The sequence below is a fragment of the Bradyrhizobium sp. 139 genome (assembly GCF_023074175.1).
In the GTDB taxonomy this organism is placed as follows: domain Bacteria; phylum Pseudomonadota; class Alphaproteobacteria; order Rhizobiales; family Xanthobacteraceae; genus Bradyrhizobium.
This window is the reverse complement of record NZ_JADPKS010000088.1, coordinates 59,565-71,617: the sequence shown is the minus strand read 5'-3', so window position 1 is coordinate 71,617 and position 12,053 is coordinate 59,565. Positions and strand designations below refer to the sequence as shown.

At 64.5% G+C, this 12,053-nt stretch carries 11 protein-coding genes and 1 pseudogene; 5 read left to right on the top strand and 7 right to left on the bottom strand.

Annotation, left to right across the window (positions count from 1 at the left end):
* Window positions 1–128: 128 nt before the first annotated feature.
* The 3 genes from IVA80_RS21255 to IVA80_RS21245 are packed head-to-tail and all read right to left on the bottom strand — an operon-like array spanning window position 129 to window position 4,014.
* Entirely contained in the window at window positions 129–1,295 is a 1,167-nt protein-coding gene (locus tag IVA80_RS21255; RefSeq protein ID WP_247434711.1) for a nickel/cobalt transporter, read from the bottom strand.
* The gene (locus IVA80_RS21250; protein WP_247434695.1) at window positions 1,295–1,933 is read right to left on the bottom strand and encodes a DUF1007 family protein; all 639 of its coding nucleotides are present in this window, start codon (window positions 1,931–1,933) and stop codon (window positions 1,295–1,297) included. Before IVA80_RS21250 ends, IVA80_RS21255 begins: the two co-directional genes overlap by 1 nt.
* Complete coding sequence (locus IVA80_RS21245) at window positions 1,933–4,014, bottom strand: M3 family metallopeptidase (RefSeq protein ID WP_247434691.1); 2,082 nt, start codon at window positions 4,012–4,014, stop codon at window positions 1,933–1,935. The genes IVA80_RS21250 and IVA80_RS21245 overlap by 1 nt, the downstream gene beginning before the upstream one ends.
* Before the next feature lie 137 nt (window positions 4,015–4,151).
* On the opposite strand from IVA80_RS21245, the gene IVA80_RS21240 reads away from it, so the two are divergent.
* From IVA80_RS21240 to IVA80_RS21220, 5 genes are all read left to right on the top strand, one after another.
* On the top strand, window positions 4,152–4,406 hold the full coding sequence (locus IVA80_RS21240; protein WP_045004054.1) for a hypothetical protein: 255 nt from the start codon (window positions 4,152–4,154) through the stop codon (window positions 4,404–4,406).
* Window positions 4,407–5,083: 677 nt separating this feature from the next.
* On the top strand, window positions 5,084–6,226 hold the full coding sequence (locus IVA80_RS21235) for a type III PLP-dependent enzyme (protein WP_247434688.1): 1,143 nt from the start codon (window positions 5,084–5,086) through the stop codon (window positions 6,224–6,226).
* A 132-nt stretch (window positions 6,227–6,358) separates the two neighbouring features.
* Window positions 6,359–6,946 carry an N-acetyltransferase gene (locus IVA80_RS21230; RefSeq protein ID WP_247434684.1) on the top strand — a complete coding sequence of 196 codons (588 nt, stop codon included), beginning with the start codon at window positions 6,359–6,361 and terminating at the stop codon, window positions 6,944–6,946.
* Between the two features lie 130 nt (window positions 6,947–7,076).
* Window positions 7,077–7,466, top strand: a complete 390-nt coding sequence (locus IVA80_RS21225) for a RidA family protein (protein WP_247434681.1) — start codon at window positions 7,077–7,079, stop codon at window positions 7,464–7,466.
* A gap of 48 nt (window positions 7,467–7,514) precedes the next feature.
* Window positions 7,515–8,957 (top strand): homospermidine synthase, encoded by a 1,443-nt coding sequence (locus IVA80_RS21220; protein ID WP_247434677.1) that lies wholly within the window; start codon window positions 7,515–7,517, stop codon window positions 8,955–8,957.
* A 150-nt stretch (window positions 8,958–9,107) separates the two neighbouring features.
* On the opposite strand, the gene IVA80_RS21215 is transcribed toward IVA80_RS21220, so the two are convergent.
* From IVA80_RS21215 to IVA80_RS21200, 4 genes and pseudogenes are all read right to left on the bottom strand, one after another.
* Window positions 9,108–9,446, bottom strand: a complete 339-nt coding sequence (locus IVA80_RS21215; RefSeq protein WP_247434708.1) for a hypothetical protein — start codon at window positions 9,444–9,446, stop codon at window positions 9,108–9,110.
* Window positions 9,447–9,565: 119 nt separating this feature from the next.
* Window positions 9,566–9,795 (bottom strand): annotated as a pseudogene (locus IVA80_RS21210) (MgtC/SapB family protein); the annotation flags it as partial.
* A 146-nt stretch (window positions 9,796–9,941) separates the two neighbouring features.
* Window positions 9,942–10,961: a WD40 repeat domain-containing protein gene (locus IVA80_RS21205; protein WP_247434674.1), complete on the bottom strand. Its 1,020-nt coding sequence runs from the start codon at window positions 10,959–10,961 to the stop codon at window positions 9,942–9,944.
* Window positions 10,961–12,004: a GTP-binding protein gene (locus tag IVA80_RS21200; protein WP_247434671.1), complete on the bottom strand. Its 1,044-nt coding sequence runs from the start codon at window positions 12,002–12,004 to the stop codon at window positions 10,961–10,963. The genes IVA80_RS21205 and IVA80_RS21200 overlap by 1 nt, the downstream gene beginning before the upstream one ends.
* Window positions 12,005–12,053 lie beyond the last annotated feature (49 nt).

Sequence of the window (12,053 nt, the reverse complement as noted above, 5' to 3'; positions counted from 1 at the left end):
GGCTACGGGCCGCCCCAGCGCCACTCCGAGCCTAAATCCGTCAAACATTCCGACACGACCGCGTAAGCCGGCGACAAAACAAATAATTGCCCAGTCTCTTCGCTCCATCCGGGCTACAAGGCCCGCACTCAAAAACACGTCGTCCGCTCGGCCGCGATGTAGCCGAACAGCAGGCCAGCGCCGAACAGCAGCACGAGGCCGGCGGCGGCGAATTCGATGCCGCGCATGAAGAGAGCGCCGCCGCCGTCGCGGCCGGCGCTGAGGCGGGCGGCGGCGAATTCGATGCCGCGCATGAAGAGAGCGCCGCCGCCGTCGCGGCCGGCGCTGAGGCGGGCGGCGATGTCCTTGGCGGAGACGGCGACGACGGCGATGGCCGCGACCGTAATGGCGGTGCCGAGCCCCATCAGCAAGGTCGCGGCGATGCCGGCCCAGAACAGGCCCTGGGCGAGCGCGAACACCAGCACCAGGATCGCACCCGAGCAGGGGCGGATGCCGACGGTGAGGATCGCAGCAAACCCGCGCCGCCAGCCGCCGGGCCCGGCGAGCTCGCTCGGGGTCGGCCCGTGAGAATGGCCGCAATGCTCGTCATGGACGTGGTCGTGCCCGTGATGTTGATGATCATGGCCGTGAATATGGTCATGATGATCATGCACATCATGATGATGATGATGGCCGTGGTCATGGTGATGCGGCACCCCGGCGATCGCCGGCACCGGCTGGGCCGTCTGGAGCGCGCGGATGAAGCCGCCGCCCTTGACCCAGACCAGGCGCAGGCCGAACGCCGCGATCAGGGCGTAGCTCGCGATCTCGATCACGCCTTCCGCCTTGCACATGGTCTTTGCGGTCGCGTTCAGCACCCAGGCCGAGATACCGACGATGAGGATCGCTACCAGCGACTGCATCAGGGCGGACGCGAACGACAGCGCGATGCCGCGCCGGGACGTCTCGCGGTTGGCGACAAGATAGGAGGCGATCACCGCCTTGCCGTGGCCGGGACCGGCGGCATGGAAGATCCCGTACGCAAAGGAGATGAACAGTAGCGTCCACACTGCCGAGCCGTCGGTCTTAGCGGAGCGGATGGTCGCCGACATCTGGCGATAGAATTCCGATTGCTTGGCGAGCAGCCAGCCGATGACGCCGCCGGCCCCGGGCTCGGCGGCTTGTGCCGGGCGCGGCGCGCCGAACGGACTTTGCGCGAGAACATCGTGAAGCGCCGCATCGGCCGCGCCTACGACGAGGAGGACCGCAGCACAGGCGAGCAGCCCGCGCGCGAGCGGAGAATGAAGACGACCGATCAAGGACAATCCACCGTGATTTTGTTGGCGAACATCATGCCGAAATTGGCGTTCGGGCCATCCATGAAGGTCTGTTCGTTGAGCTTCTGCGCACTCGCCGTGCCGTCGCTTGGCCGATCAAGCTTCATCTGGCAGCCCGCGGGCGCACCGACCAGCTTGACCGGATTGTCCTTGGCCATCTGGAAGTCGATGAAGAAGGAACGGTCGAACACTTCGAGCACCAGTTGCTTCGGCTTGACCGGGTTCTTCAGCGGCAGCGTGAAGTGCAGGGTCAGCACCGTATCCTTGTAGTCGAGGAAGTAGTCGGTCGGCTTCTGGAATCGCTCCTTCTTGCCGTCGGCTCGCGCGAAGGTGAAGTAGGCGTATTCCTTCAGCGACTCGACATTGGTCTGCGCCAGCGGGCCCAACTCCTCGCGGGTATAGGCGCCCTTGGTCTTGCTCTCGAGCCCCTGCACCGCATAGGCCGAGAACATGTCGTCAAACGTCCAGGCGTGGCGGACGCCGGTGATGGTGCCGTCCGCAGCGTAGAGCAACTCGCTGGTCGCGGTGATCCAGACATGCGGATGCGCGCGCGCCGTGCCCGCCAGGAACGACAGGCCGGCGGCGAGCAGCAATCCGAACAGGGCGCGCATGCCCATCAGGCCGCCTTTGCGTCGTCGAGCAGGCCGCGCCGACGTAGCAGCGCGTCGGGCTCGGGCGGGCGGCCACGGAAGGCCTCATAGGCGGCTTCCGGATCGACCGATCCGCCCGAGGCGTAGATGTCGTCGTGCAGACGCTTGGCGACCGCCGGATCGAAGATGTTGCCGGCCTCCTCGAACGCACCGAAGGCGTCGGCATCCATCACCTCGGACCACATGTAGCTGTAATAGCCCGCGGCATAATGGTCGCCGGAGAAGATATGGCCGAATTGTGTAGGTCGGTGACGCAGCGAGATTTCCTCGGGCATGCCGATCTTCTCCAGCTCCTTCTTCTCGAAGGCGCGGACATCCTGCGCGGCGGCGGCCGGCTGGGTGTGGAATTCGAGGTCGACCAGCGCCGAGGAGACGAACTCGACGGTCGCAAAACCCTGGTTGAATTTTCGCGCGGCAAGGAAGCGCTGCAGCAGATCGTCCGGCAGCGGCTCGCCGGTCTGGTAGTGGCGGGCGAACTGCTGGAGCACTTCGGGCCGCTCCTGCCAGTGCTCGTAGAGCTGGGAGGGCAATTCGACGAAGTCGGTGAACACCGAGGTGCCCGACAGCGACGGATAAGTCACATTGGACAACATGCCGTGCAGGGCGTGGCCGAATTCGTGGAACAGGGTGCGGGCATCGTCGGGCGACAGCAGGGAGGGCTCACCGCCCGCGCCCTTGGCGAAGTTGCAAACATTGATGATGAGCGGCGCGATCTCGCCGTCGAGCTTCTGCTGGTCGCGCAGCGACGTCATCCAGGCGCCGGAGCGCTTTGACGACCGGGCATAGTAGTCGCCGTAGAACAGCGCCTTGTGCGTGCCATCCGGCCCCTTCACCTCCCAGACCCGGACGTCCGGGTGCCAGGCCGGGACATCCTTGCGCTCCGCGAAGGTGATGCCGAACAGCCGCGTGGCGCAGTCGAAGGCGGCGGCGATCATGTGATCGAGCGTGAGATACGGCTTGATCGCGGCGTCGTCGAAATTGGCGCGCTGGAGGCGGAGCTTCTCGGCGTAAAAGCGCCAGTCCCAGGGCGCGAGCTTGAAATTGCCGCCCTCTGTCGTGATCAGCGCCTGCATCTCGTCACGGTCGGCAAGCGCGCGCGCCCGCGCCGGCTTCCAGACCCGCTCCAGGAGGCCGCGCACCGCATCCGGCGTCTTGGCCATGGAATCCTCGAGCCGGTAGGCGGCGAAGGTCGGATAGCCCAGGAGCTTGGCGCTCTCCTCCCGCAGCTGCAGGATCTCGACGATGATTCCATTGTTGTCGTTGGAATTGCCGTTGTCGCCGCGCGCCGTGAAGGCCTTGTAGACTTTCTCGCGCAGGTCGCGCCGGGCCGAGCTCTTCAGGAACGGCTCGGTCGAGGAGCGCGACAGCGTCACGATCGCCTTGCCGGCCATACCGCGCTCTTCTGCCGCGGTCTTGGCGGCGGCAACGAAGCTCTCGGGCAGGCCCTGGCGATCGCCTTCGCCGAGCTCCATGAACCACTCCTGCTCGTCGCCGAGCAGATGATGGCTGAAGCTGGTTCCGAGTTGCGCAAGCTTCTCGTTGATCTCCGCCATCCGCGTCTTGGCCTCTTCGGAGAGGCCCGCGCCGGAGCGGTGGAAGCGGGTGTAGGTGCGCTCCAGCAGGCGGAGCTGCTCAGGCGTCAGGCCAAGACTGGCGCGGTTCTCGTGCAGATGGGCGATGCGACCAAACAGCACGGCGTTCATCATGATCGGATTCCAGTGCCGTGCCATCCGCAAGGAGACCTCCTTGTCGATCTCCAGGATGGCCGGATTGGAATGCGCCGAGACGAGGTCGTAGAAGACGGCCGTGACCTTGTTGAGGAGCTTGCCCGAGCGCTCCAGCGCCGTGATGGTGTTGGCGAAGTCGGCGGCCGCCGGATCATTCGTGATCGCCGCAATCTCGGCGGAGTGATCGGCGAAGGCCTGCTCGAACGCCGGCAGGAAGTGCTCAGGCTTGATCTCGTCGAACGGCGGGGTCGCAAACGGCGTCACCCAGGCCTCCAGCAGCGGGTTGGTCTCGGCGTCCGTAGTTTGGCGGGGTTCTGACATCGCAAGTCCCGATTTTTGAGCTGATTTGTTGCGGCCAGCTATAGCACGCGATGGGGCTTTTTTGGGCCATTTGCCCTTGCTCCCGGCCGCCTTTTCGGGGAGATTGCGGCCCTCGAAGCCTAGGGACCCCTGAGCTCATGAACGCGCCTTCCTCGTCTTCCCGTCAGATCGTCTGGCCAAGCGTCATCACCGTCATCAGCGCTGCCATCCTGATCGGCGCCGAAGTATTCGGCGCCGCGTTCGCCGGCGGCTGGGCGCTCGCGATCCTGTTCGGGCTCGGCGATCAGGGCGCGCACATCCTTCAGGCCGTGCTGTTCGCACTCGGCGTGCTCGTGATGACCGCGTTCATCCGCGCAGCTCAGCGCGTCGAGCCGTTCACGAAGCGCGGCTGACGCTTCCTCTCGCGCAAGAGATGCGCGCGCGTGCTGTGAAAACTTAACGCACGTTCATCTTCCGCATCGCTCGCGCAACACTGCGCAAGCAGATGTTAGGCAATTCTGTTGTCAGCCTAAAAAAATTCTTGCGAACCAGAGTCAAAACGCTTATGTGCGGTCTTGCCCAATTTCGCACGTGCCTGTGGTCGTGTGTCAGTCGGTAGGTATCCGGACAAGAGGCCGGACAGCCGCCAAGGGGTGAAGAAGCCGAGGGGCTCTTCGGAAGTGCAGAAGTCGGAAGGCTCAAGAGGCCTGAAGACGAAAGCAAACCCGGAGCGTCCAGCATCTCTCTCAAGAGATGCCTTGTCGAAGGTGACTTCACTTCTTGCAACCGTGACTGGCAGCCGGAGGCGAACCGGCGCACCCCGCTCTCAACGGGGGACGCGACTTAAAGCAACGACGGATCGGGCTTTTTTGGTCTCTACCGGCAGTCCAACGCCGGCGCGGGCTACTGAAAAGGCTTGTCCTTCATTGCCAGGTGTGCGGGTGGGAACATTCCCAACCAATCCACGGCAGCACAGTCTGGTTTGAGTCTTTGGCTCGTCACGCCTCCATCGCGTGATCTGGCCGGAGCGCTCTTATCCGACGTCATTTTTTGAACGGATCCCCGTCGCTGGGCCGTTTGGGAGAGTGCTATGACAGATCGTATCCAGGAATTCCTGCGCAACCGCCGCAAGGATGGCCTCGACACCGAGCCGTGCCTCGTCGTCGATCTCGAGGTCGTGCGCGACAATTACCAGACCTTCGCCAAGGCGCTGCCCGACAGCCGCGTGTTCTATGCCGTCAAGGCGAACCCGGCGCCGGAAGTGCTGGCGCTGCTCGCTTCCATGGGCTCCTGCTTCGACACCGCGACGGTCGCCGAGATCGAGATGGCGCTGACCGCTGGTGCGACGCCCGAGCGCATCTCCTTCGGCAACACGATCAAGAAGGAGCGCGACATCGCGCGCGCCTTCGCGCTCGGCATTCGGCTTTTCGCCGTGGACTGCGCCGCCGAGGTCGAGAAGGTCGCCCGTGCCGCTCCCGGCGCGAAGGTGTTCTGCCGCATCCTCTATGACTGCGCCGGCGCCGAGTGGCCGCTGTCGCGCAAGTTCGGTTGCGACCCGGAGATGGCCGTCGAGGTGCTCGACGTCGCCAAGCGCCTGGGCCTGGAGCCGTGCGGCATCTCCTTCCATGTCGGCTCGCAGCAGCGCAAGGTGAAGGCGTGGGACCGTGCGCTGGCGATGGCCTCGCAGGTGTTCCGCGACTGTGCCGAGCGCGGCATCAACCTCTCCATGGTCAACATGGGCGGCGGCTTCCCGACCAAATACCTGAAGGACGTGCCGCCGGTCGTCACCTACGGCCGCTCGATCTTCCGCGCGCTGCGCAAGCACTTCGGCAACCAGATTCCGGAGACCATCATCGAACCGGGTCGCGGCATGGTGGGCAACGCCGGCATCATCGAATCCGAGGTCGTGCTGATCTCGAAGAAGAGCGACGAGGACGAGGTGCGCTGGGTCTATCTGGACATCGGCAAGTTCGGCGGTCTCGCCGAGACCATGGACGAGTCGATCCGCTACGCCATCCGCACCCCGCATGACGGCGCGGACATGACGCCGTGCGTGCTCGCAGGTCCGACCTGCGACAGCGCCGACGTGCTGTACGAGAAGAACCCGTATCCGCTTCCCGTCACGCTCGAGATCGGCGACAAATTGCTGATCGAAGGCACCGGGGCCTATACGTCGACCTACTCGGCGGTGGCGTTCAACGGCATCCCGCCGCTGAAGACCTATCACATCTGATCCGCCTCTCGTTCTGAGGCCTGACGAACCCGGGAGCCGGCTTGCCGGCTCCCTCCCTGACATTTCGATTTTTGACGACGCCTTGGACCGGCGTGCTTCTCGCACGCGGGTTCAAGCGGGGATTGACGCGCCATGACCGCACTTCGGAAGCCACAAGACGCCCTCACGTCGAAAGCCGCTTCGTTCGCGATCCGCAGCGAGCGTGCTGCCGATGTCGCGATGCGTGAAGCGCTGCTGGATGCCTGCTTTGGCGAGAACCGCCACGGCCGCACCTGCCAGCGCCTGCGCGACGGACGCGCACCCGCCGCCGGCCTCGCGCTGGCCGCCGTGCACGAGGGACAACTCGTGGGAACCGTGCGTCTGTGGCACGTCAGCGCCGGAGGCAGGCCCGCTCTGGTCCTCGGACCGCTGGCGGTCGACCCTGCCTGCCGCGAGCTCGGGATCGGCGCCGCGCTGATGCGACAAGCGCTGGCCGCCGCCCGGGCGCGCGGGCATGCCGCCGTGATCCTGCTCGGCGATGCCCCCTATTACGCCCGCTTCGGCTTCTCACCTGAGAAGACCGGCGAGCTCTCACTGCCCGGTCCGTTCGAGCGCGACCGCCTGCTGGCGCTCGAATTCACCGCAGGTGCGCTCGACGGCGTGTCCGGGATGATCGTCCCGACTGGCTCAGTCTTGCCCGAACGGCGGGCATCGCTCGCTCCTCACGCGCACGCGGCTTAAGGGACTTGCCATCATGGCGAGGACCCAAGCCGCGTTCCGCGGTAACGCCCACCCGCGCCTGTCCCTTGGGGGTTGCGCGGGCCCGGGAAACGCCCTTTAACCCCGCGAAACACCCTCGAGGTCCGAGACCATGTCCCGCCGCCTGATTTCCACCGGCTCCCCGTTCGAGAAGGCCGCCGGCTACAGCCGCGCTGTGATCGACGGCGAGTTCGCCTTCGTGGCGGGAACCACCGGCTATGACTACACGACGATGACAATGCCGGCCGACGTCACCAGCCAGTCACGCAACTGCTTCAAGACCATCGAAGCTGCCCTGAAGGAGGGCGGCTTCGAGATGGCCGACCTCGTCCGCGTGACCTACTACCTCACCGACGCCAAGGACGCAGACGCGCATTTCGCCGTCTGCGGCGAAGTCCTCGGCGAGATCCGCCCGGCCGCAACGCTTCTCGTCGTCTCGGCGCTCTACAAGCCCGAGATGAAGGTCGAGATCGAAGCGACCGCGAAGCGCCGCAGCGCCTGATCAACCCCTCACCCTTTATCCGCCAGCACGTTCCGGAGAAACCATCCCATGAGCCCCGCCTCGCAGATTTACGCGAAGATTACCGGCCCCATCGTCATGGTCGGCTTCGGCTCCATCGGCAAAGGCACGTTGCCTCTGATTGAGCGGCATCTCGATTACGACAAGTCGCGCATCACCGTGATCGATCCCAAGGACGAGGGCCGCAAGGCACATTGCGAGAAGCACAATGTCAGGTTCATCCAGCAGGGCGTGACCAAGGACAATTATCGCGACTTGCTGACCCCGCTGCTCACTGAAGGCGGTGGCCAGGGTTTTTGCGTCAATCTCTCGGTCGATACCGGCTCTACCGACATCATGGAGCTCTGCAACGAACTTGGCGCTCTTTATATCGACACCGTCAACGAGCCTTGGCTGGGCTTCTATTTCGATGCTTCGAAGGGACCGGAAGCGCGCTCCAATTACGCCCTTCGCGAAGCGACGTTGGCCGCCAAGAAGGCGCGCCCCGCGGGCTCGACCACGGCCGTCTCCTGCTGCGGCGCCAATCCTGGCATGGTGTCCTTTTTCGTCAAGCAGGCGCTGCTCAATGTCGCCGCTGATCTGAAGCTCAACGCTCCCAAGCCGAAGACCAAAGCCGAATGGGCGGACTTGATGCGGCAGGCTGGTGTCAAGGGCATCCACATCGCCGAACGCGACACCCAGCGCTCCAAGTCGCCGAAAGAGCCTGATGTTTTCGTCAACACCTGGTCGGTGGAAGGTTTCCTGTCGGAAGGCGTGCAGCCGTCCGAACTCGGTTGGGGCACCCATGAAAAATGGATGCCCGAGAATGCGCGTACCCACGAAGCCGGCTGCGGCGCCGCCATCTATCTGATGCAGCCCGGCGCCAACACGCGCGTGCGCACCTGGTGCCCGACCCGCGGCGCGCAGTATGGCTTCCTCGTCACCCACAACGAGTCGATCTCGATCGCCGATTACTTCACGGTGCGCGACGCATCAGGCACGGCGATTTATCGGCCGACCTGCCACTATGCCTATCATCCGGCTGACGATGCCGTGCTGTCGCTGCATGAAATGTTCGGCCGCGCCGCCAAGATGCAGGAAAAGCACCACATCCTCGATGAGAACGAGATCGTCGATGGCATCGACGAACTCGGTGTGCTGCTGTTCGGACACGACAACAATGCCTACTGGTACGGCTCGCAGCTCTCCATCGAAGAGACCCGCAAACTCGCCCCCTATCAGAACGCCACCGGCCTGCAAGTGACCTCCGCCGTGCTCGGCGGCATGGTGTGGGCGCTGGAAAACCCGAACGAAGGCATCGTCGAAGCCGACGAGATGGATTTCGATCGTCTGCTGGAAATCCAGATCCCGTATCTCGGCCCGGTGAAGGGTTTCTACACCGACTGGACGCCGCTGACGGATCGTCCGGGACTGTTTCCGGAAGATATCGATACCAGCGATCCCTGGCAGTTCCGGAATGTGCTGGTGCGGTGAGGGGGAGTCCGACTCCCTCCGCCCGTCATTCCGGGGCGACGCGTGGCGCCGAGCCCGGAATCCATCGGGCATGCGGATCAATGGATCCTCTGATGCACAATTGCGCATCAGAGTTCGCGACAACGTCGCAACCCGGAATGACGGGGAAAACTACTTCTCCTTGATCGGTGGCGCGATCTTCTCGGCAGGTGCCTGCGGCAATGCTGGTTTAGCCGCGCCCGCAGCGCCTTGCGTCTGCGGATCGGGGCGGGCGGGCTCGGGCGCCGGGGTCGTCGGGCGGTCGCCGCCAGGCTTGGATTCAGCGGGCGTCTTGCTCTGATCCTCGGACGGGGTGCCCTGGAGCGGCGGCGTCGCCTGCGCCGTCTGCATCCGGCTCTCGGCACGGATTTGCGCCAGCGACATGCCTGAGATCACGACACCTGCGGCGAACAGCGAACAGGCAATCACCAGGTCGAGTTTCAATCTGCGCTTGTCATTGTGGCCGGTCATGTCGATCACCGCCTTTGTCCGCGGGATCAACGAAATCGCCGGGCTGCGGTTCCGTGCCAGGTGAAGCGGGAACCAACCCCTCACGCGCCAAAACGCCGCGCTTATTCCGTGGTGCTGCCGGAGACGACATTGAAGATCACGCGAACGGCACCGTCGGCGCCCGTTAGATGCATGGCGAGATCGACAAAGGCCGCGGCGCCGACCGCAACCAGCACGTTGGCGCGCAGGCCCGCGGTGCGCTGCCGATATTGCCGCTCGGCGCCGATCAGCGTGCCAGCACGAAGGCCGTGAACAGGCTGACCAGCGTGTCGAGGAAGTCAGCAATCTGGAATGTCGTCAGAAACCGCATGTGTTCGCGCGCCATTTGGGAGATACGGTAGGGTGGGCAAAAGGCGCGCTCTTCGCGCGGCGTGCCCACCACTTCTGTTTCGCGGAGAGATGGTGGGCACGGCGCAAGAGCGCCTTTGCCCACCCTGCGGTCAGAACGACGACAGATTAAAGTTCCAGCAGACCGCCGTCTCCATTTTCGTCGGCGAAGGCCAGCAGCGTGCCTTTGGCGTTCCAGGCGAGCGCGGCGACGGCTGGTGTGCCGTTGCGGCGGACCAGGATCTCCGCGCCGTCCTCCAGACGCACCATCAGCACGGTGCCGTCGCTGTAGCCGGCGGCGAAGATGTCGTTCTTGGGGTGGCAGGCGACCACGGACACGCGCGCCTGCAGCGGCGCGAGCATCGCGGGCTCCTTGCCCATCGGGCCGTCTTTGCTGGCGAACGGCCACAGGATCACGGTGTCGGCGCCCGAGGTCGCAAGCGCCTTGCCGCCCGCGCTCCAGGACATCGAACGGACGCGGCCGGGATAGCCGGTCATGCGCATGTGGCGGTTATCCGCGAGCCGCCAGCCGTGCAGCGCCGCCTCGTGCATCGTGGTGACCAGGAACTTGTTGTCGGGGCTGAAGGTGACGCCGAGATGCGAACCGGCCCACGGCAAGAACTCCGCGCCGGCCGCCATGTTGGGAAACCACAACGTCGCGCCGTTGTAGTGGGCGATCGCGAGCCGCAGGCCCTTCGGCGCGAACGCAAGTCCGCCGACGGTCGAGGGCACCTCGATCGACTTCTCTTCATTCTTGCCGCTCTTGACGAAAGCCGTCTTGCCAGCCGACCAGGCATAGGCGCCGTCCGGATGCAGCGCCACCGCATCGATCCAGCGCCGCTTCGGGTCGATCGCAAGCAGCGTCACCTCGCCCTTGGCCTCGAGCGAAACGACTTTCCCATCGTCGCCGCCCATCACGAGGCGCTTGCCATCGGACGCAGTCGAGAGAATGCCGCCGCTGTGCACGGCGACCGTGGTGATCTCGCCTTGGCTACCTACGAACGCGACGTTCTCCTCGCCGCCGACGAAAACGGCGCGGTCGGCGAGGAAGTGCGCTGAGATCACGCCCATGCCGAGCGCGACCGGCTTGACGCGGTCGGTGACGGAGACGATCGAGGCGGAATCGGGAGCCGGCGTAAACTCTTTCATCACGAGACGATGCAGCTCTCGAAGCCCGTGCGAATGAGCTCTTCGGGCAATTCGCGGCCGATGAAGACGAGGCGGCTCTCGCGCGATTCGCCGTCCTTCCATTTTCGCTGGTGGTTGCCCTCCAGCATCATGTGGACGCCCTGGAAGACGTAGCGGTCGTCGTCATCGTGGAAGGCGAGAATGCCCTTGGAGCGCAGGATCTTGCCGCCCTCCACCTGCACCAGGTTCTGGAGCCAGGGCATGAATACGTTCGGATCGAGCGGCTTGTCGCTCTTGAGCGACAGCGACTGCATGTCCTCGTCGTGATAGTGCTTCAGGCCATGGCCGTGATCATGATGGTGATCATGGTTGTGGCCGTGATGATCATGATCGTGGTCATGATCATCGGCATTCAGAAAGTCCGGCTCGATGTCGAGGATGCGGTCGAGGTCGAACGCGCCGCGATCGAGCACGTCGGCCAACGCCACCGAGCAGCGCTCGGTGCGGTGCAGCTTCGCATAGGGGTTGATGGCGCGGATGCGAGCTTCGACCTCAGCAAGCTCCGGCTTGGTGACGAGATCGGTCTTGTTCAGCACGATGACGTCGGCAAAGGCGATCTGGTTCTTGGCCTCGGGCGCGTCCTTCAGCCGGTCCGACAGCCATTTGGCATCGGCGACCGTCACTACCGCATCGAGGCGGGCGTTCTTCTGCACGTCCTCGTCCACGAAGAAGGTCTGGGCGACCGGCGCCGGATCGGCGAGGCCCGTGGTCTCGACGATGATGGCGTCGAACTTGCCCTTGCGCTTCATCAACCCGTCCATGATGCGCACGAGATCGCCGCGCACGGTGCAGCAGATGCAGCCGTTGTTCATTTCGAACACTTCCTCATCGGCACCGATGATGAGGTCGTTGTCGATGCCGATCTCGCCGAATTCGTTGACGATGACGGCGTATTTCTTGCCGTGGTTTTCCGACAGGATGCGGTTCAAAAGCGTGGTCTTGCCGGCTCCGAGATAGCCGGTCAGGACGGTCACGGGAATTTTTTGGGACGTCGCTTCAGACATAACAACTCCGGACTTTGGGCTTCCGCGCGACGCGAGGCGGGGTGGCCCC

What these genes read in the sequence shown, in the direction of transcription:
- IVA80_RS21250 (WP_247434695.1), bottom strand. Translation starts at nt 1,933, where the DNA reads ATGGGCATGCGCGCCCTGTTCGGATTGCTGCTCGCCGCCGGCCTGTCG.
- IVA80_RS21245 (WP_247434691.1), bottom strand. Translation starts at nt 4,014, where the DNA reads ATGTCAGAACCCCGCCAAACTACGGACGCCGAGACCAACCCGCTGCTG.
- IVA80_RS21240 (WP_045004054.1), top strand. Translation starts at nt 4,152, where the DNA reads ATGAACGCGCCTTCCTCGTCTTCCCGTCAGATCGTCTGGCCAAGCGTC.
- IVA80_RS21235 (WP_247434688.1), top strand. Translation starts at nt 5,084, where the DNA reads ATGACAGATCGTATCCAGGAATTCCTGCGCAACCGCCGCAAGGATGGC.
- IVA80_RS21230 (WP_247434684.1), top strand. Translation starts at nt 6,359, where the DNA reads ATGACCGCACTTCGGAAGCCACAAGACGCCCTCACGTCGAAAGCCGCT.
- IVA80_RS21225 (WP_247434681.1), top strand. Translation starts at nt 7,077, where the DNA reads ATGTCCCGCCGCCTGATTTCCACCGGCTCCCCGTTCGAGAAGGCCGCC.
- IVA80_RS21220 (WP_247434677.1), top strand. Translation starts at nt 7,515, where the DNA reads ATGAGCCCCGCCTCGCAGATTTACGCGAAGATTACCGGCCCCATCGTC.
- IVA80_RS21215 (WP_247434708.1), bottom strand. Translation starts at nt 9,446, where the DNA reads ATGACCGGCCACAATGACAAGCGCAGATTGAAACTCGACCTGGTGATT.
- IVA80_RS21205 (WP_247434674.1), bottom strand. Translation starts at nt 10,961, where the DNA reads ATGAAAGAGTTTACGCCGGCTCCCGATTCCGCCTCGATCGTCTCCGTC.
- IVA80_RS21200 (WP_247434671.1), bottom strand. Translation starts at nt 12,004, where the DNA reads ATGTCTGAAGCGACGTCCCAAAAAATTCCCGTGACCGTCCTGACCGGC.